The following is an 18,471-nucleotide window of genomic DNA, read 5'->3' as shown; positions in this document are numbered from 1 at the left end:
ACCTTCCCATCCCCGCTTCTCCCATTTTTGTCCGCCCCCTGACCCGTGCGTCTTACCTCCATCAAGCTTTCCGGTTTCAAGTCGTTCGCTGAACCCACCAACTTCATGCTGCCCGGCCAACTGGTGGGCGTGGTGGGCCCGAACGGCTGCGGCAAGTCCAACATCATGGACGCGGTGCGCTGGGTGCTGGGTGAGAGCAAGGCCAGTGAACTGCGCGGCGAGAGCATGCAGGACGTGATCTTCAGCGGCACCACCACCCGCAAACAGGCCAGCCGGGCCAGCGTAGAACTGGTGTTCGACAACTCCGACCACCGCGCGGGCGGCCAGTGGGGCCAGTACGGCGAGGTGGCGGTGCGCCGCGTGCTCACCCGCGACGGCACCAGCAGCTACTTTCTGAACAACCAGCCCGTGCGCCGCCGTGACGTGCAGGACGTGTTCCTGGGCACGGGCCTGGGCCCGCGCGCCTACGCCATCATCGGCCAGGGCACCATCAGCCGCATCATCGAATCGCGCCCCGAAGAGCTGCGCCTCTTCCTGGAAGAGGCCGCCGGTGTCTCGAAGTACAAAGAGCGCCGCCGCGAGACTGAAAACCGGCTGCACGACACGCGCGAGAACCTCACGCGGGTCGAAGACATCCTGCGCGAGCTGAACGCCAACCTCGAAAAGCTCGAAAAACAGGCCGAGGTGGCCGCCAAGTACAACGCGCTCAACTCCGACGCCACGCTCAAGCAGCACCAGCTGTGGTTTCTGAAGCGGGCCGAAGCCGAAGAGCAGCAGAACAAGGTGCGCCTGGACGGCCTGCAGGCCGTGAACGACCTCGAATCGCGCATGGCCGACCTGCGCGCGGTCGAGTCCGACCTCGAAACCATCCGCCAGGCCCATTACGCCGCAGGTGACCAGGTCAACCAGGCCCAGGGCAAGCTCTACGAAGCCACGGCCGAAGTCGGCAAGCTTGAAGCCGAGATCCGCTACGTGGTCGAAGGCCGCCAGCGCGTGGAGCAGCGCCTGGTGCAGCTGGCCGAGCAGATCGCCCAGTGGCAGGCCCGCAAGGAAGACGCCGACGTGGAGCTGGAAAACCTGGCCGGTGCGGGCGTGGACGCCGAAGAGCGTGCGGAGCTGCTCGCCGCCCAGGTCGAAGAGCAGGCTATGCAGCTGCCCGATCTGGAAGAAGCGCTGCGCCAGGCCCAGGCCCGCACGGCAGAGCAGCGCAGCAGCGTGGTGCAGGTGCAGCAACAGATCGGCGTGCTCGCTGCCGAGCAGCGCAGCTTTGACGAGCAAAGCCGCCAGCTCGACGCCCGCTTTGAACGCCTGCGCACCGACCGCAATGCACTCGCCGCACCCGACGAAGCTCGCCTGACCAACCTGCGCGAGCAACTCGAAGAAGCGCAAGAGATTGCCGAAACCACCGCAGCCCGCCTGCACGAGCTGCAGGAGTCTGTGCCCCAGCTCGACGACGACCGCCGTGCCCGCCAACAGGCCGTGAACAGTGAAAGCGCGCGCCAGGCTGAGCTGTCAGCCCGCATGGAAGCGCTCAAGGCGCTGCAGGAAAAGGTCAAGACCGATGGCAAGCTGCGCCCCTGGCTCGCCAAACATGGCCTCGACGGCTTGCAAGGCCTGTGGAGCCGGATTCACATTGAGCCTGGCTGGGAGAACGCGCTCGAAGCTGCCCTGCGCGAGCGCCTGGCAGCGCTGGAAGTGGGGCGCCTGGACATGGTGCGCGGCTTCCTGGGCTCCGGCGGCACGGATGCACCGCCCGCGCGCCTGGCCTTTTACAGCGCCCCCGCCGCGGGCTACCCCGAAACATCGTCCCCCCACGCCCGCCTGTCAGACCTGCTGCGCCTGAACGATGCGGGCCTGCGCGCCGTGTTGGTGGACTGGTTGCAGGGTTGCTACACCGCGCCCACGCTGGACGACGCTCTGGCCCGCCGCAGCCAGCTGCAGCCCGGCGAGGTGGTGTTTGTGCCCACAGGCCATGCGGTCAGCGCCCACAGCGTGAGCTTTTATGCGCAGGACTCCGAACAGTCCGGCATGCTGGCCCGCGCGCAGGAGATCGAGCACCTTGAAAAGGAGCTGCGCGCGCAGGCCCTGATCGCCGAAGAATCACGCACCGCCCTGGTCCGTGCAGAAGCGGCCTATGCCGACGCCTCGCAACGCCTGGTGTCCGCGCGCCGTGAAGCCACCGAAACCCAGAGCCGTGCCCATGAGCTGCAGGTCGAGACCTTGCGCCTCACGCAGTTGGCCGAACAAACCCGCGCGCGCAGCCAGCAGATCGATGGCGACCTGGCCGAGGTGGAGGCCCAGCTGGCCGACCTGCAGGAGCGCCGCGTGGCCGCCGAGGCACGCTTTGAAGAGCTGGACATGCAACTGGCCGACAGCCAGGAGCGCGAGGCCCAATTGGGCGACAAAGTCATCGAGGCCGAACGCAAGCTGGCCGCGTGCCGCGAGCAGCAGCGCACTCTGGAGCGCCAGGCGCAGGAGGCCACGTTCTCGCAGCGCAGCCTGGAGGCGCGGCGTGCCGAGCTCAACCGCTCTATCGAAACCGCCACGCAGCAGGCCAAGGCCCTGGCCGACGAAGAGCAGCGTGCGCGCGACGAACTCGCCCGTCTGTCCGACGCCGCCGCGCAAGGCGGCCTGCAAGCCGCGCTCGAATTGAAGATGGAGCGCGAAAAAGCCCTGGGCGCCCAGCGCAGCGAATATGACGACCTGACCACCAAGCTGCGCGCGAGTGACGAACGCCGCATGCAGCTGGAGCGTGCCCTGGACCCGCTGCGCCAGCGCATCACCGAATTCCAGCTCAAGGAGCAGGCCGCTCGCCTGGGCCTGGAGCAGTACACGACCTTGCTGGCCGACGCCCAGGCCGATCTGGAGGCCGTGGCACAGTCCATCACTGAAGGCAATGTGCGCATGGGCGGCCTGCAAGGCGAAATCGACCGCCTGCACCGCGAGATCGCAGCCTTGGGCGCGGTCAACCTGGCGGCGCTGGATGAACTGAAGCTGGCCAGCGAGCGCAAGGTGTTCCTCGATGCGCAGACTGCCGACCTCACCGAGGCCATGAACACGCTGGAAGACGCGATCCGCAAGATCGACGGCGAAACGCGCCAACTGCTCTCGGGCACGTTCGACACCGTGAACGCGCACTTTGGCCGCATGTTCCCCGAGCTGTTCGGCGGCGGCCAGGCCAAGCTCATCATCACGGGCGACGAAATCCTGGACTCTGGCGTGCAGGTGATGGCGCAGCCGCCCGGCAAGAAGAACCAGACCATCCACCTGTTGTCAGGCGGCGAAAAGGCGCTCACGGCCATCGCGCTGGTGTTCGCCATCTTCCAGCTCAACCCCGCGCCGTTCTGCCTGCTGGACGAGGTGGACGCGCCCCTGGACGACGCCAACACCGAGCGCTATGCCAAGCTGGTGTCCAGCATGAGCAAGGGCACGCAGTTCCTGTTCATCAGCCACAACAAGATCGCGATGGAAATGGCCGAGCAGCTGATCGGCGTGACCATGCAGGAGCAGGGCGTGTCGCGCATCGTGGCGGTGGACATGGAGTCGGCCCTCTCGATGGTGGATGTATGAGCTTGCCCCCTGAGTCGCTTCGCGCCTTCCCCCTCAAGGGGACGACGCCCTTGCTGCGGGGCGGCCCTTGCTCGGCGTCACTCGCCCGGGCCGCGCCAGTCCGATGCGTCATGGGCGTGGGCAATGCAACGGATAGCCGAAAATTCTTTCTATGAGCACATTGCAACTGAGTCTGGCCATCATCGGTGGCCTGGTGCTGGCACTGATCGTGGCCTACAACACCTGGACCTCGCGCCGCAACGCGCCCAAGCGCGCCTTGCCGCAGGACAGCGAACATGCGGCAGAACCTGCACTGCGCCAGGAGCCCGGTTTTGATGCCGCTGCAGCGGTGCCCAGCGGCGAGTTCCATGGTCTGGACCGGGGCCCCGACCCCTCCACCCACGCTGTGGACGAGGGGGATGCCCTGCAACTGCCCGTACCTCCGTTCTCCTCAGAGCGCCGCCCTGGGTTGGACCCGCTTATCGATGTGATCGCCTCGCTGCAGCCTGAGCACGTCGTGTCCGGCGACGCAGCCCTGGCCGCGCTGCCGCCCACCCGCCGCGCCGGCAGCAAGCCCTTTGCCATCGAAGGCCTGAACGAAGCCACCCAGCAGTGGGAAACCCCGGCCCCCGGCCAGCGCTACCAGTCCTTCCAGGCGGGCGTGCAGCTGGCCAACCGCATGGGGGCGCTGAACGAGATCGAGTTCTCCGAGTTCGTGGTCAAGGCCCAGGCCTTTGCCGACGCCATCAACGCTGCCCCCGACTTCCCCGACATGCTGCAGGAAGTGGCCCGCGCCCGCGAGCTGGACCAGTTCGCCAGCGACCACGACGCCCAGCTCATGTTCATGCTGCGCGCCCGCCAGGCCGCGTGGAGCCCCGGCTACGTGCAGCAAAACGCCGCCCGCCTGGGCTTTGTGCCCGGCGCCATGCCCGGCCGCCTGGTGCTGCCCGCCAGCACCCAGGGCCTGCCGCCCTTGCTCACCCTGGGTTTCGACACCCAGGCGGCCCTGGCCGATGACCCCGACCAGTCCGCCATCCGCGACATCACGCTGAGCCTGGACGTCGCCCAGGTGCACCGCACCGAACAGCCCTTTGCGCGCCTGCGCGACCTGGCCGCCGCCCTGTGCCAGGCCATGGACGGCGTGCTGTGCGACCAGAACGGCACCCCGCTGCCCGCGATGGCGATGGACCCGATCGCGGGCGACCTGGAGCTGCTGTACGACCAGTTGGATGGGCGGGATCTGTCGGCGGGCTCCGTGCTGGCGCGGCGGTTGTTTAGCTGAGCTGAATCCAAGATGCAGTCGCTGACAAGCTGCCTTAGGGCGAAAAGCCTCATTTCCGTTCATCGGCACGACGTTGACGATCACGAAATACAAGGCTTTCTCGTCGGAGCTTCAGACAGTTTGTTGGTGCTGGAGTATGTCTATGACTTCCAGATAGATGGCCTGATGGTCTTGCGTCGCTCGGACATCACGGACGTACGGCGGACTGCTACCGATGAGTTTCAAGAGCGACTGTTAAAGCGTGAGGGAATACGTCCAGGACACCAGTTCTCGGCCTCCTTTGAGTTGAACTCATGGCGAACCATCATCGAGCAGCTGTCGCAGCACTACCCTCTGATGATTCTGGAGCGTGAGCTGGGGCCGTCGCCTGAGTTTGCGCTGGGTCGCTCGTTGCGGGCGACAGATGCACAAGTGGAGTTTCGCTCGTTCAATGGGATCGGAAAATGGGCTGACAAAACCGTTCGATTGAAGTACGCGCAACTCACCTGCCTCCAAGTGGGCACACGATATATCGGCTTCTATCAGAGGCATTTCGAGCGCAGTCCCCGCCATGACTGAACAATCTGACCTCTTTTCTGCCTCTGCGCTCGTAGATCAAGCGCAACCAGCTATCAAAATAGAAGCATTGCGCGCCCAGCTCAACCACTGGGCCCATCAGTACTATGTGCTGGACGAGCCCACCGTCCCCGACGCCGAGTACGACCGCGTGTTCCGCGAGCTGCAGGCGCTCGAAGCGGCGCACCCCGATCTCGTCACCCCCGATTCGCCCACGCAACGCGTGATTGGTGCGGTGATGGAAGGCCTGGCCCCCGTGCGGCACACGGTGCCCATGCTCAGCATCCACACCGAGACCGACACCGAAGCGACGGGCGCCCAGGCGTTTGATGCGCGCGTGCGGCGCGAGCTAGGGCTGACCGAGGCAGACCCCGCCATCGAATACGTGGCCGAGCCCAAGTTCGACGGCCTGGCCATGAGCCTGCGCTATCAAAATGGCCGCCTGGTGCAGGCCGCCACGCGCGGCGATGGTGAGGTGGGGGAGGATGTGACGCACAACATCCGCACCATCCGGCAGATTCCGCTGACCTTGCCTGAAGGCGTTCCACCGCTGCTGGAGGTGCGCGGCGAGGTCTACATGCGCCGTGCCGACTTCGACGCGCTGAACGAGCGCCAGCGAGAGCAGGGCGGCAAGACCTTTGTGAACCCGCGCAACGCGGCCGCCGGTGCGGTGCGCCAGCTCGACTCCAGCATCACGGCCCAGCGGCCCCTGAGCTTTTTTGCCTATGGCCTGGGCGCCATCACGCCGCCGGGCGAGGGCGGGCCCCAGTTCCGCACGCATTTTGAGATGCTGCAGACGTTGAAATCCTGGGGTTTTCCCGTCGCGGCGCAGGTAAAGATTGCGGTGGGTGCTACTGAATTGGTAGCATTTCACCAGCAGGTAGGCGCCAGCCGCGATGCGTTGCCGTATGACATCGACGGGGTGGTCTACAAGGTCAACCGGCTTGATTTGCAGCGCGATCTGGGCTTCAAGACCCGCGAGCCGCGCTGGGCCGTGGCGCACAAGTACCCCGCGCAGGAGATGGCCACCAGGATCGAAGGCATCGACGTCCAGGTGGGCCGTACCGGCAAGATCACGCCGGTCGCACGCCTGGCGCCGGTGTTTGTGGGCGGTGTCACCGTCACCAACGCCACGTTGCACAACCTGTTCGAGATCCGCAAGAAGGGCGTGCGCGTAGGCGATACGGTCATCGTGCGCCGTGCGGGCGATGTGATCCCCGAGGTGGTGGGTGTGATGCCGGGCAAGCGCACAGGCTATGTGCCCAACTTCCGCATGCCCACGGCCTGCCCCGTCTGCGGCAGCGCCGTGGTGCGCGAAAAGGGCGAGGCCAATCACCGCTGCACCGGCGGCCTGTTCTGCGCCGCGCAGCGCAAGGAAGCCATCCTGCACTTTGCCGCGCGCCGCGCCATGGACATAGAGGGCCTGGGCGACAAGCTGGTGGACCAGCTGGTGGATGCCAACGTGATCCGCACGCTGCCCGACCTGTACCGGCTGGGCCTGACCTCGCTGATCGCACTGGAGCGAATGGCCGAAAAATCGGCGCAGAACGTGCTGGCTGCGCTCGAAAAGTCCAAGCAGACCACGTTGCCGCGCTTCCTGTTTGCCCTGGGCATCCGCCACGTGGGCGAGGCCACGGCCAAGGATCTGGCGCGGCATTTTGGGGTGCTTGACGCCATCATGGATGCGACGGAAGAGCAACTGCTGGCCGTCAATGACGTAGGCCCGATCGTGGCCAAGGCCATTCGCACCTTTTTTGAACAACCGCACAACCGCGAGGTGGTCGAGCAACTGCGCGCCTGCGGCGTTGCCTGGCCCGAGGGCCCGGTGGCTGAACGTGCCCCGCAGATCCTCGCGGGCAAGACGGTGGTGCTGACCGGCACCTTGCCCACATTGAGCCGCGACGCGGCCAAGGACATGCTGGAGGCCGCGGGCGCCAAGGTGGCCGGTTCGGTCAGCAAGAAGACCAGCTACGTGGTGGCAGGCGCCGAAGCGGGCAGCAAACTGGCCAAGGCCGAAGAGCTGGGCGTGCCTGTGCTGGATGAAGCGGGCATGCTGGCTTTGCTGGTCGGCACCGGCGCCTGACGCGCTCTTTTTGCGCTCCTTTTTATCTAGCTTTTTTGATGCGCACCTTGCTGCTTTCTCTCCAGGCCCGTGCTGCGGCCCTGTTCCGCTGGCTGGCCGGCCTGTTCGCCTGGATGCCCCGTCCGCTGCGCCGCGCGCTGCTGTGGGGGGTGTTGGCACTGCCTGCCGCCGTGCTGGCCTACACGCTGGTACTGATCCCGTTCACGCCCTCCATCAGCGACATCCGCAAGGCCAAAAGCGAGCTGCCCGCGCAGCTGATGTCGGTGGATGGCAAGCTGCTGGCCGAATACCGCTGGGCCAACCGCGAATGGGTGGAGCTGAACGAGATTTCGCCCAACGTGGTGAATGCGCTCATCGCCACCGAAGACCACCGCTTCTACGATCACTTCGGGCTTGATTGGCGGCGCACGGCATCGTCGGTGGTGCACACGCTGCGGGGTGACCCGCAGGGCGGCTCCACCATCACGCAGCAGTTGGCCCGCAACCTGTTTCCGGACGAGATTGGCCGCTCGCGCGTGTTCCCGCAGGCGCTCACGCGCAAGCTCAAGGAGGCGATCACGGCCCTCAAGATCGAGGCGTCCTACACCAAGGACGAAATCCTGGAGACCTACCTCAACACCGTGCCGTTTCTGTACAACGCCTACGGCATCGAGATGGCCGCGCGCACCTATTTCGACAAGTCGGCGGACAAGCTCAACGTGCTGGAAAGCGCCACGCTGATCGGCATGCTCAAAGGCACGGCCTACTACAACCCGGTGCTCAACCCCGAGCGCGCGCAGGCCCGCCGCAACACCGTGCTGTCGCAGATGGTCAAGCGCGGCAAGCTCGAAGCCAAGCAACTGGAGGCCCTGCAAAAGCGCCCGCTGCGTGTCAACTTCGAGCGCCAGACCGAGGTGATGGGCCCGGCGCCGCACTTTGCGATGCAGCTGCGCAAGCAGCTCATCGAGTGGGCCGACAGCCATGGCTACAACCTGTATGCCGATGGCCTGGTGATCCGCACCACCATCGACTCGCGCCTGCAGGCCATCGCCAACCAGGCCGTGGCGCGCCAGGGTCGCCAGCTGCAAGGCGTGGCCGACACGGCCTGGTCGCAGCGCAATGGCTGGGGCCCGAACAACGAGCTGGTGCAGACGCTGGTGCGCGAAAGCGCCGAGTACCGCACCGCTGTGGACAAGGGCGAGGCGCCCGAGGATGTGCTCAAGGCGCTGCTGGACGACACCGCCTTCCTGCAGACGCTGCGCGCCGAGAAGACACGCGTACAGGCTGGGTTCCTGGCGCAGGACCCGGTCACCGGCCATGTGCTGGCCTGGGTGGGCAGCCGCGACTTTGCGCAGGACCCGTTCGACCACGTGCAGGCGGCCCGCCGCCAGCCGGGCTCCACCTTCAAGCCGTTTGTGTATGGCGCAGCCTTTGCGCAGGGTGCATCGCCCGACGACACGCTCATGGACTCAGCAGTGGAGATCCCCCTGGGCGGTGGCCGCGTGTGGCGCCCCACCGATGGTGGTCCGCCCAGCGATGAACCCATGACGCTGGCCGATGGCCTGGCACGTTCCAAGAACACCATCACCGCCCAGGTCATGCACCAGGTGGGCCCAGCCCGTGTGGCCGAGGTGGCGCGGGCCCTGGGCGTGCGCCAGTCCAAGCTCGAAGAGGTGCCCTCGCTCGCGCTGGGCACGAGCCCGGTCACGCTCAAGGAAATGGTGTCGGCCTACAGCTCCATCGCCAATCTGGGGCGCTATGTGGAGCCGGTGCTCATTACCCGCATCGAAGACCGTCATGGCAAGGTGCTGGAAACCTTTGCCCCGACTGCCCCCGAGGCGGTGTTCGACGCCCGCGCCGCGCAAACCCTGCGCAACACCATGCGCGGCGCCATCGACTACGGCACGGCCACCGCCATTCGCAGCCGCTACGGCATCCAGGCCGATGTGGCGGGCAAGACGGGCACCACCCAGGATAACACCGACGGCTGGTTCATCCTGATGAACCCACGTGTGGTCGTGGGCGCCTGGGCGGGCTTCAACGATGGCCGCATCACCCTGCGCAGCGACCATTGGGGGCAGGGCGCCCGCAGCGCGCTGCCCATGGTGGGCGAGTTCATGCAGCAGGCCATCCGCAGCAAGGTGATCGATGGCAATGAACGCTTTGTGGACGAGTTCGACACCCGCCCGGTGCCGCCGCCGGACAGCTCACTGGACACCATGCGCGACTGGCTGCGGGGGCTGTTCCGCAGCGATCCAAACCAGCCGACCATGCCTGGAGGCTCGCCAGGTGCCCCGGGCAATGCAGCCCCGCCTGTGCCTGCCGAGGAGCGGGTCGGCGGCTAGTGTGATGCGGAGCTGCTACTCGATATCGATCACATGCAGGCCAAAGGCACCCGCCCTGCGGTCCGCAAAGTAGGCCTCCAGCGTTTCCTTCACGGTGCGAAAGGCAATCTCGTCCCATGGCACCTCGTCTTCTGCAAACAGCCGCGCCTCGATGGTTTCATAGCCTGGGTTGAACTGGTCGCTGAGCAGCGTGGCGCGGTAGAACAGATGTACCTGGCCTACGCGGCGCACGTTGAGCAGGCTGAACAGGGGGCCGATCTCGATCTGTGCGCCCGCTTCTTCGTCCGTCTCGCGTGCGGCGCCCTGGGCCGTGGTTTCGTCCAGCTCCATGAAGCCCGCAGGCAACGTCCACTTGCCCCAGCGTGGCTCGATGTTGCGCTTGCACAGCAGGATGCGCCCATCGGGCAGCGCGGGCACGGTGCCCACCACGTTCAGCGGGTTTTCGTAGTGCACCGTGTTGCAGGCGGGGCACACCGCACGCTGTTTGGTGTCGCCGTCGTCCGGCAGCCGGTAGACCACGGCGGTGCCGCAGGCGCGGCAGTGTTTGATGGGGCTGCGAAAAGTCATGCAGGGATTTTGATCTAAAAATGGCCTCTGCGCCCGCTGGTTAAGCGCTGATAGCTATTAAAAAATGAGTGGTTGAGGCCTGGAAGCGATCCCCGGCGGGACCGCAGATGGGCTCCTGGCAGGCTTACACCACGCTCAGGCGCAGCGTGCCCAGGCCCTCCACGCCACCTTCCAGTACATCGCCACGCACCACAGCGCCCACGCCTTCGGGGGTGCCGGTGTAGATCAGGTCGCCGGGCTGCAGCTCCCACGCGGCCGAGAGGTGCTCGATGGTTTCGGCGATGTTCCAGATGAGCTGTGCCACCGTGCTGCGCTGCCTGTCGGCACCGTTGACCTGCAGCCAGATCGCGGCTTTGGCCACATCGCCAGCCTGCGCGGCCGGGGTGATGGGGCCGATGGGAGCACTGGCGTCAAAGCCCTTGCCGATGCACCAGGGGCGGCCCTGCTTCTTCATGTCGTTCTGCAGGTCGCGGCGGGTCATGTCCAGGCCCACGGCGTAGCCGTAGATGTGGCTCAGTGCATCGGCGGCCTGGATGTTCTTGCCTCCCTTGCCGATGGCGACCACCAGTTCGATCTCGTGGTGCAGGTTGGCAGTGAGGCTGGGGTAGGGCAGCTGGCCGGTTTCGCCTGCGTTGACCACCACGATGGCGTCGGCGGGCTTCATGAAAAAGAAGGGTGGCTCGCGGCCGGTGAAGCCCATTTCCTTGGCGTGTTCTTCGTAGTTGCGGCCCACGCAGTAGATGCGGTGCACAGGGAAGCGGTTGCCGCTGCCCACCACGGGCACGCTGGCCACGGGGGCGGGGGTAAACACGTAGCTCATGTCTGTCGGTCTTTCATGGGGTGGGGCCTGCGCCAACCAGCGGTGCAGCATGTCGCTGTCACCGGTTTATGCGCAAGCCGGGGTGTTGGCCGGGTGGGGTGGTACGCACCCCGTGGCAGTGTGCCATGGCTGCTGGCCGCCTGCTGTGGGGCGCTACACTCGCGCCCATGGCAAAGAGCTTCGATTTCCACAACACGCCGGGCCACCTGGTGCGCCGCGCCCACCAGCGGACCGTGGCGCTTTTCATGGAAGAAACCGCCGGGTTCGACGTGACGCCGGTGCAGTTCGCCATCCTGCACGAGCTGCTGGCCCAGCCGGGCGAAGACCAGGTCACGCTGGCTGCGCGGGTGGCGTTTGATGCAGCAACCTCGGGTTCGGTCATCGGGCGGCTGGAAAAACGCGGCTGGATCCGCCGCGAGCCCGACACCCGCGACCGCCGCCGCAAGCTCCTGTGGATCACGCCCGAGGGCGAAGTGGCCGCTCTGCAGATGCGCGATGCAGCACAGCGTGTGCAAGAGCGCCTGATGGCTCCGCTCAATGCGCAGGAGCGGGTGGATCTGATGTCCATCCTGTCCAAGGTGGTCTACAACCACCAGGACCCGGCAGGCACCTCGGGCGCCTGACCTGCGCCCTTGGCCGCCGGGGGCGCCGCCGCACCAACACTCCCCGGCCCCTGCGCCGGTTCATCGATTCATCGACGGGTTTCCCATGCAGCTCTACAACTACTTCCGTTCCTCCGCCTCGTTCCGTGTGCGCATCGCACTGCAGATCAAGGGTCTGACCTACGACTATCTGCCCGTGCACCTCGTCAAAGGCGAGCACAAGGCGCCGGAGTACGCCAGCCGCATCGGTGACGCGCTGGTACCCACGCTGGTGACGGACGGGGGCACGGCGTTGTCGCAGTCGATGGCCATCATCGAGTACCTGGACGAGACCCACCCCACGCCCGCCTTGCTGCCCGGCACCCCGCTGGCCCGCGCCCGCGTGCGGGCTCTGGCGCAGATGGTGGCCTGCGAGATCCACCCGCTCAACAACCTGCGTGTGCTCAAGTACCTGGTGCGCGACCTGAAGGTGGACGAGGACGCAAAGAACGCGTGGTACCGCCACTGGGTGCGCAGCGGGCTGGAGGCTTTCGAGCGGCAGCTTGCGCTGCTGGCGCAGGAGCGTGCCGCCCAGGGCTTAGCCCCGTCGGTGCTGTGCTGGGGTGACACGCCCACCCTGGCCGATTGCTGCCTGGTGCCGCAGATATTCAATGGCCAGCGGTTCAACGTGAACATGGACGGCTTGCCGCTGACGATGGGAGCGTTTGAGGCCTGCATGGCGCTGCCAGCGTTTCAGCAAGCGCAGCCCTCGGCCTGCCCGGACTTCGAGGCCTGATGGCCGCCCCTGTGCCTGCGGGCGCCGACTGGCTGGTGCCCGACTGGCCCGCGCCGCCCGGCGTGTGGGCGCTGTGTACCACGCGCATGGGGGGCAGCAGCCAGCCGCCCTACGACAGCCTGAACCTGGGCACCCATGTGGGCGACGATCCGGCTGCGGTGCAGGCCAACCGGCAGACATTGCAAGCGGCGCTGCAGGCACACGCGGCAGCGGCCCGGGCCGTGTTCCTGAACCAGGTGCACGGCGTCGGCGTAGTCCACCTGGATGCCGCCACGCCCGACGGCACCGAGGCCGACGCCTGCGTGACCACGGCATCTGGGGCTGTCTGCACCATCATGGTGGCCGACTGCCTGCCGGTGTTGTTCGCCCACCGCAATGGCCGGGTGGTGGCTGCGGCCCATGCGGGCTGGCGGGGGTTGGCTGGGACGGGGGGGCGGGGGGTTCTGGAGTCCACTTTTGAGGAATTTGAGGCCCTTGCGCGCGGTCCTGCTGCCTCAATAGCTATAAAAAGTGGAGCAATCGCCGTGGCGCCTGCTATGGCTGCGGACACGCTGGCCTGGCTGGGCCCTTGCATCGGCCCCCAGGCGTTTGAAGTCGGCGCCGAGGTGCGTGCGGCGTTCTGCGATGCGGATGTTGCCGCGCAATCCTGCTTTGTGCCCCGCGCAGATGTCCCGGGCAAGTACCTGTGCGATCTGGCAGGCCTGGCCCGCTTGCGGCTGCGGGCCCTGGGCATCACCCAGATATACGGCAATGACAGCACGGCGCTATGGTGCACGGTGACCAACGCCTCACGGTTCTTTTCGCACCGGCGCGACGCCGCCGTGCTCGGCGCCAGCGGCCGGTTCGCTGCCTGCATCTGGCGTGGCTGATGCGGTTGCAGCCGCTGCCTGCTCCGCATCGTAGGCGGCCTGCTCGGCAGCTTCGCGCGCCTTGATGGCCCGCTTGCGCGACGGTGTGCCCAGGATGTAGACCAGGATGCCCATAGGCAGCACGCCATACAGCACAAAGGTGATGATGGCGCCGAGCAGCGTCCCCGTGGGGCTGGTGGCTTCGGCCACGGCCATCATGAGGGTGACGTAGGTCCAGGCGATGACGATGAGGTACATTGACTTGTGTTCACTGCAAGTGCCGGATCCGTTGCCATGCGCCAATGGGTCGGCAACAATGAGCCCGAGGGGGAGATCGCCAAGGTCTTCTGCCGCTGCGAGCGATCAACCATTGAGGAAAGAGCATGAATTCTGAATCACCCTGGGCTGAGAGCGCCCAGCAGTTCCAACAGATTTTCGGGCAAAGCTGGTCGCAGGCGCTGCAATCGTTTCAGAAGATGGACCTGGGCGCGCAAATGCCCACGGCCCCGGCGCTGCAGCTTTCGCAGCCCAAGCTGCAGGCCTTGCAGCAGCAATACCTGAAAGAAGCCCAGGAGCTGTGGGCCCAGGGCCTGCAAGGGACGCCCGAAGTCAAGGACAAGCGCTTTGCTGGCGAGGGCTGGGCCAGCAACCCGGTGGCCGCGTTCTCGGCCGCCGCTTACCTGCTCAACGCCCGCACTCTGATGGGCCTGGCCGATGCCGTGGAGGCCGACGAAAAGACCAAGGCCCGCATCCGCTTTGGCGTGGAGCAGTGGATGGCCGCCATGGCACCCAGCAACTTCCTGGCCTTCAACGCCGAAGCGCAGAAAAAAGCCATCGAGACCAAGGGTGAGAGCATTGCCAAGGGCATGCAGAACCTGTTGCACGACATCACGCAGGGCCATGTGTCGATGACCGACGAGAGCCTGTTCGAGGTGGGGCGCAACGTGGCCACCACCGAAGGCGCGGTGGTGTATGAGAACGAACTCTTTCAGCTGCTCGAATACAAGCCGCTCACCGCCAAGGTGTACGAGCGCCCCTTCCTGCTCGTGCCGCCCTGCATCAACAAGTTCTACATCCTCGACCTGCAGCCCGAGAACTCGCTGATCCGCTATGCCATCGAACAAGGCCACCGCACCTTTGTGGTGAGCTGGCGCAACCCGGATGACAGCCTGGCCCACAAGACCTGGGACGACTATGTGGAAGACGGCGCGATGGCCGCCATCGACGTGGTGCAGAACATCACGGGGGCCGAGCAGATCAATGCCCTGGGTTTCTGCGTGGGGGGCACCATTCTGAGCAATGCGCTGGCCGTGCTGGCAGCGCGCGGCGACGAGCCTGTGGCCAGTGCCACCTTCCTCACCACACTGATTGATTTCTCCGACACCGGGATCCTCGATGTGTTCATCGACGAGGCGTTCGTCAAGTTCCGCGAGATGCAGATGGGCAACGGCGGCCTGATGAAGGGGCAAGACCTGGCCTCGACCTTCAGCTTTCTGCGCCCCAACGACCTGGTGTGGAACTACGTGGTGGGCAACTACCTCAAGGGCGAAACGCCGCCTCCGTTTGACCTGCTTTACTGGAACAGCGACAGCACCAACCTGCCTGGCCCCTTCTACGCCTGGTACCTGCGCAATTTCTACCTCGAAAACAGCCTCATCAAGCCCGGCAAGCTCACGGTGTGCGGCGAGAAGATGGACCTGGGCCAGGTGGACCTGCCTGTCTACATCTACGGCTCCCGCGAAGACCACATCGTGCCTGCCACGGCGGCCTATGCGTCCACCCAGGTGCTGCCGGGCAAGAAGCGGTTTGTGATGGGTGCATCGGGCCACATTGCAGGCGTGATCAACCCCCCTGCCAAGGGCAAGCGCAGCCACTGGATACGCGCAGATGGCAAGTTCCCCGCCACCCTGGACCAATGGCTGGAAGGCGCCACCGAACACCCCGGCAGCTGGTGGACCGACTGGTCGAACTGGCTCAAGGGCCATGCGGGCAAACAGATTGCGGCGCCCAAGGGCTATGGCAAGGGCACCAAGTTCAAGGCGTTGGAGCCTGCTCCTGGCAGCTACGTTAAGCAGAAATCCTGAAGTGAAACAGCAGCACCCCCCTGAGGCCCTGTGGGCCTTCCCCGCGCTCTCGCAATGCTGCGCGTTGCGGGCAGGGGGACGCCTCCAGCGCGGTGGGGCGGCCCTTGCGCGGCGGCACTCGCGCAGGGCGCGCCAGTTTCTGGCAGCGCGGGTGGTGCGAAGCCGCGTGAAAACCGATACGCAAAAGTCCTGACTCTCGGCACTGCGAGAATGGACTTACCGAACAACCCCCAACCACAAGGACATTCCATGGAAGACATCGTCATCGTTTCGGCCGCCCGCACCGCTGTGGGCAAGTTTGGTGGCGCGCTGGCCAAGACGCCCGCGAGCGAACTGGGCGCCATCGTGATCCGCGAGGCCATTGCGCGCGCGGGCCTGTCGTCCGACCAGATCGGCGAAGTCATCATGGGCCAGGTGCTGACGGCTGGCGTAGGCCAGAACCCCGCCCGCCAGGCATCGATGAAGGCCGGTGTGGCCAAGGAAACCCCGGCGCTGACCATCAATGCCGTGTGCGGTTCGGGCCTGAAGGCCGTGATGCTGGCCGCCCAGGCCGTTGCCTGGGGCGACAGCGAAATCGTGGTGGCTGGCGGCCAGGAGAACATGAGCCTGGCGCCCCATGTACTCAATGGTTCGCGCGACGGCCAGCGCATGGGCGACTGGAAGATGGTCGATTCCATGATCGTCGATGGCCTGTGGGATGTGTACAACCAGTACCACATGGGCATCACGGCCGAAAACGTGGCCAAGGCCTACGGCATCACCCGCGACATGCAGGATGCCCTGGCCCTGGGCAGCCAGCAAAAAGCCGCCGCCGCGCAGGACGCAGGCAAGTTTGTCGACGAAATCGTGGGCGTGAGCCTGGCACAGAAGAAGGGCGACCCCATCCTCTTCAATGCCGACGAGTACCTCAACCGCAAGACCAACGCCGAAGCCCTGGCAGGCCTGCGCCCTGCGTTCGACAAGGCAGGCAGCGTGACTGCGGGCAACGCCTCGGGCCTGAACGATGGCGCCGCGGCCGTGGTGGTGATGAGCGCCAAGAAGGCCGCGGCCCTCGGCCTCAAGCCCCTGGCCCGCATCGCTGCGTTTGGTACCAGCGGCCTGGACCCCGCCACCATGGGCATGGGCCCCGTGCCCGCATCGCGCAAGGCCCTGCAGCGTGCTGGTTGGAATGCGGCCGATGTGGACCTGTTCGAGCTGAATGAAGCCTTTGCAGCGCAAGCCTGTGCCGTGAACAAGGAACTCGCCATCGACCCCGCCAAGGTCAACGTGAACGGCGGTGCCATCGCCATCGGCCACCCCATTGGTGCGTCCGGCTGCCGCATCCTTGTGACGCTGCTGCACGAGATGCAGCGCCGCGATGCCAAGAAAGGCCTGGCCGCGCTGTGTATCGGCGGCGGCATGGGTGTGTCCTTGGCGCTGGAACGCTGATGGGTTGACAGTCGCCGCCGCCGCGTTCCTGGGCGTCTCGCCATCCGGTGTGAATGCTCTGGGCGTGGCCTGAGTGAGAAGCCGCGTTGTTGCAACGCGGCTTTTTTGTTTCTGATCGTTGCCATGCCCCCTTGATGTGCATCAGGCGGCCACGAGCATGCGCCGTGCACCAAAAATGTGACTGGGAAGAGGTCCCGCGTTGTGTCAGATGTGTGACGCATGCCGATATGCCAAAAAGGAAAGGGCTTCAGTGTTTTCCTTCACGGCGGGGCCTGTTTTCTTCGGTAGAGTGGGTGCTGGGCAAATCACTAACAAGGAGAAATCACATGAGCCAGAAAGTCGCGTATGTCACCGGTGGCATGGGTGGTATCGGAACCGCCATTTGCCAACGACTGCACAAGGAGGGCTTCAAGGTCATCGCCGGCTGTGGCCCTACCCGTGATCACGCCAAGTGGCTGGCAGAGCAAAAAGCCCTGGGCTTCACCTTCTATGCGTCGGTGGGCAATGTGGGCGATTGGGATTCCACGGTGGAAGCGTTTGGCAAGACCAAGGCCGAGCATGGGACCATCGACGTGCTGGTGAACAACGCCGGCATCACCCGCGACCGCATGTTCCTCAAGATGTCGCGCGAAGACTGGGACGCTGTGATCGAAACCAACCTCAACAGCATGTTCAACGTCACCAAGCAGGTGGTGGCCGACATGGTCGAAAAGGGCTGGGGCCGCATCATCAATATCAGCTCGGTGAACGGCGAAAAGGGCCAGGCGGGCCAGACCAACTACTCCGCAGCCAAGGCGGGCATGCATGGTTTCTCGATGGCACTGGCCCAGGAACTGGCCACCAAGGGCGTGACGGTCAACACCGTGAGCCCGGGCTACATCGGCACCGACATGGTCAAGGCGATTCGCCCCGACGTGCTGGAAAAGATCGTTGCCACCGTGCCCGTCAAGCGCCTGGGTGAACCCAGCGAGATCGCTTCGATCATTGCCTGGCTGGCTTCGGAAGAAGGCGGCTATGCCACGGGTGCCGACTTCTCGGTCAACGGCGGCCTGCACATGGGCTGATCCTTGGGGCCTGTGGGCCCCTTGGGAAAACAAAAAACCCCGCAATGCGGGGTTTTTTTGTTGGGAGGAGCAGTAGGAAGGGGCTGCCTGTGGACCTTTCTTCGATGACTCAAACAATGGGCTGTGAAGTGAGTGCGTCAAACATGCCGTGGCATGATTTTTGCATTACTTTGGTGGCGGCCATCGTGTGAGCTGCGAATGGGGAAACGAGCTGCCGCGCCTTCGTTCAGAAGCGGGTCGGGGCGCGCTTGCGATCGCGTTCGTCTTCGGGCCAAGCGGACAAGATTGCGGTGGTGTTCATGCTGGAAAACTCCTGTGATGTACCAACAACGCGGCCCATTCACAGTCCGTTGACAGCGTTTCGCAAAAAAATGCAACCGCAAGTGCCCGAATGTTTACAACAAAAAATGCTATAAACTGTATAGCGTAAATCTATTTGCTGTAGGGCGATAGATGCCAAAAAAACGGTCGATCGTTTACAGGAAATTAC

Annotated in this window: 14 protein-coding genes; 11 read left to right on the top strand and 3 right to left on the bottom strand. The window is 65.2% G+C overall.

The window, feature by feature from the left end; genetic code table 11:
- Positions 1-45: 45 nt before the first annotated feature.
- The 5 genes from smc (at position 46) to AC07Z7_RS10820 (ending at position 9,793) form a co-directional block, all read left to right on the top strand.
- The gene (gene smc, locus AC07Z7_RS10840) at positions 46-3,570 is read left to right on the top strand and encodes a chromosome segregation protein SMC (protein WP_207253353.1); all 3,525 of its coding nucleotides are present in this window, start codon (positions 46-48) and stop codon (positions 3,568-3,570) included.
- Positions 3,571-3,721: 151 nt separating this feature from the next.
- The gene (locus tag AC07Z7_RS10835; RefSeq protein WP_207253352.1) at positions 3,722-4,831 is read left to right on the top strand and encodes a hypothetical protein; all 1,110 of its coding nucleotides are present in this window, start codon (positions 3,722-3,724) and stop codon (positions 4,829-4,831) included.
- Between the two features lie 12 nt (positions 4,832-4,843).
- The gene (locus AC07Z7_RS10830) at positions 4,844-5,389 is read left to right on the top strand and encodes a hypothetical protein (protein ID WP_207253351.1); all 546 of its coding nucleotides are present in this window, start codon (positions 4,844-4,846) and stop codon (positions 5,387-5,389) included.
- Positions 5,382-7,469 carry an NAD-dependent DNA ligase LigA gene (gene ligA / locus AC07Z7_RS10825; RefSeq protein ID WP_207253350.1) on the top strand — a complete coding sequence of 696 codons (2,088 nt, stop codon included), beginning with the start codon at positions 5,382-5,384 and terminating at the stop codon, positions 7,467-7,469. Before AC07Z7_RS10830 ends, ligA begins: the two co-directional genes overlap by 8 nt.
- A gap of 38 nt (positions 7,470-7,507) precedes the next feature.
- Positions 7,508-9,793 (top strand): transglycosylase domain-containing protein, encoded by a 2,286-nt coding sequence (locus AC07Z7_RS10820; protein ID WP_207253349.1) that lies wholly within the window; start codon positions 7,508-7,510, stop codon positions 9,791-9,793.
- Positions 9,794-9,808: 15 nt separating this feature from the next.
- On the opposite strand, the gene AC07Z7_RS10815 is transcribed toward AC07Z7_RS10820, so the two are convergent.
- Entirely contained in the window at positions 9,809-10,360 is a 552-nt protein-coding gene (locus AC07Z7_RS10815) for an NUDIX hydrolase (RefSeq protein ID WP_219733310.1), read from the bottom strand.
- 124 nt (positions 10,361-10,484) lie between these two features.
- Positions 10,485-11,180 (bottom strand): fumarylacetoacetate hydrolase family protein, encoded by a 696-nt coding sequence (locus AC07Z7_RS10810; RefSeq protein WP_207253348.1) that lies wholly within the window; start codon positions 11,178-11,180, stop codon positions 10,485-10,487.
- Positions 11,181-11,347: 167 nt separating this feature from the next.
- On the opposite strand from AC07Z7_RS10810, the gene AC07Z7_RS10805 reads away from it, so the two are divergent.
- The 3 genes from AC07Z7_RS10805 to pgeF all read left to right on the top strand — a co-directional run bounded on the left by AC07Z7_RS10805 (position 11,348) and on the right by pgeF (position 13,426).
- Complete coding sequence (locus AC07Z7_RS10805; protein WP_063460880.1) at positions 11,348-11,803, top strand: MarR family winged helix-turn-helix transcriptional regulator; 456 nt, start codon at positions 11,348-11,350, stop codon at positions 11,801-11,803.
- An 85-nt stretch (positions 11,804-11,888) separates the two neighbouring features.
- Positions 11,889-12,557 (top strand): maleylacetoacetate isomerase, encoded by a 669-nt coding sequence (gene maiA / locus AC07Z7_RS10800; RefSeq protein WP_207253346.1) that lies wholly within the window; start codon positions 11,889-11,891, stop codon positions 12,555-12,557.
- Positions 12,557-13,426, top strand: a complete 870-nt coding sequence (gene pgeF / locus AC07Z7_RS10795; protein ID WP_207253345.1) for a peptidoglycan editing factor PgeF — start codon at positions 12,557-12,559, stop codon at positions 13,424-13,426. Before maiA ends, pgeF begins: the two co-directional genes overlap by 1 nt.
- Here the strand turns inward: pgeF and AC07Z7_RS10790 are convergent.
- Positions 13,346-13,663 carry a hypothetical protein gene (locus tag AC07Z7_RS10790; RefSeq protein WP_094291162.1) on the bottom strand — a complete coding sequence of 106 codons (318 nt, stop codon included), beginning with the start codon at positions 13,661-13,663 and terminating at the stop codon, positions 13,346-13,348. The two genes, pgeF and AC07Z7_RS10790, sit on opposite strands and share 81 nt — an antisense overlap.
- 125 nt (positions 13,664-13,788) lie before the next feature.
- On the opposite strand from AC07Z7_RS10790, the gene AC07Z7_RS10785 reads away from it, so the two are divergent.
- The 3 genes from AC07Z7_RS10785 to phbB all read left to right on the top strand — a co-directional run bounded on the left by AC07Z7_RS10785 (position 13,789) and on the right by phbB (position 17,981).
- Positions 13,789-15,489, top strand: coding sequence for a PHA/PHB synthase family protein (locus tag AC07Z7_RS10785; protein ID WP_207253344.1), 1,701 nt, complete (start codon positions 13,789-13,791; stop codon positions 15,487-15,489).
- Positions 15,490-15,738: 249 nt separating this feature from the next.
- Positions 15,739-16,917 (top strand): acetyl-CoA C-acetyltransferase, encoded by a 1,179-nt coding sequence (locus tag AC07Z7_RS10780; protein WP_207253343.1) that lies wholly within the window; start codon positions 15,739-15,741, stop codon positions 16,915-16,917.
- 326 nt (positions 16,918-17,243) lie between these two features.
- The gene (gene phbB, locus AC07Z7_RS10775) at positions 17,244-17,981 is read left to right on the top strand and encodes an acetoacetyl-CoA reductase (protein WP_094291165.1); all 738 of its coding nucleotides are present in this window, start codon (positions 17,244-17,246) and stop codon (positions 17,979-17,981) included.
- Positions 17,982-18,471 lie beyond the last annotated feature (490 nt).

It is taken from the genome of Acidovorax sp. GW101-11A03, from assembly GCF_059424825.1.
This window is presented reverse-complemented; position numbering and strand designations above follow the sequence as displayed.